Here is a 1,343-nt window from a genome sequence, read left to right on the forward strand (position 1 = left end):
CGTTTTATAGAGACCACTCTTCTCTTTTCCAGACACCCCAGTAATATGCACTTGGTTTGTCACTTTTTCTATCACTTCTATTTGAGAGAAATCAGCAATAACATCAGGAGTAAGATATCGGGTTGGGTCGTGAATTTCATAAACAACTTGTTCCTTTACGGTCGCAGCCGTAACCATACCTCCCGAATCCTCAAGCTTGGTTAAAAAAAGTCCCCATTTCCCTGTACTTCGGCGATCGGATAACCGACATTCCATAAGTCAGGAACATCCTTATACCCCGGATCGGCGAAATAACCACCTGTCACTTGGGCTGCACACTCGAGTAAATGACCAGCCGCTGTCCCCTTACCAAGAAGCTCATAGTCTGTATCCTGCCAACCAAATTCATGCTGAAGTGGTGCAACTACTAATGAGGGATCTGATACCCGGCCGGTAATTACAATATCTGCCCCTTCTTTCAACGCGGTAACAATTCCAGAAATTCCGATATATGCATTTGCAGAAATTATGGAAGACTTCACATCTTTCAATGGTACTCCGGTTTCTATAATTGAGCATTCCGAGTACTTCTCGATGTTTGGATACACATCATCTCCAATTACTGCTGCTATTTTTAAATCATGGATGCCTTTTTCCTCTGCTATATTCTTAACAATCTTAGCTGCAGCGAGTGGGTTTGCTGCTCCCATATTGGTAATTAATGTGACATTATTCTCGACACACAGTGATAAGACCTTATCCATACGATACTTCAATAAATGGTTATACCCCATATCAGGATTTTTCATTTTCTCTTGCTGAGCAAGGGCAATTGTTCTTTCTGCTAAGCATTCAAAAATGATGTAATCCAAATTTCCTTTTTGTATTAATTCCATCGCTGGTTCAATTCGATCGCCTGCATATCCCGCACCTGAACCAATTCTAATCTTCTTCATAAGATATTCCTCCCTTCAAGCTCCAGTAGGAACTGGAGTCGTCACGATTGATATAATTTAACTGATTGAAGGGTACGCTTTGCACGTTCTACAATAGGAAGGTCGATCATTTTCCCTTCAAGTAGTAATACACCTTCCCCTTTGGCTAATGCCTGTTCGAACGCTCTTACAATTCTTTCTGCTTCCTCGATTTCTTCAATATAAAGGTCTGCTCTTTTTTATTATTGGAATGATTCATAGCGATATAAGAATTCGATTTCCTATATTTTTATTTGTTATATTTTTCAAAAGTTTCAATAACTACCCTAGTTAATATCTCAATTCCTGTGAAAATGGCGTCCTGATTAAATACCATGTTGGGATGATGTAGACCAGGCTCTAAATCGCAGCCCACACCCAGCATTGTGG

General features: G+C 40.2%; 2 pseudogenes. Both read right to left on the reverse strand.

Annotation, left to right across the window (positions count from 1 at the left end):
- Window positions 1–935, reverse strand: a pseudogene (locus tag AC1DUW_RS29105) (acyclic terpene utilization AtuA family protein); the annotation flags it as partial.
- Window positions 936–1,203: 268 nt separating this feature from the next.
- A pseudogene (locus AC1DUW_RS29110) lies at window positions 1,204–1,343 on the reverse strand (amidohydrolase); the annotation flags it as partial.

It is taken from the genome of Peribacillus sp. P4_C12 (assembly GCF_056402095.1).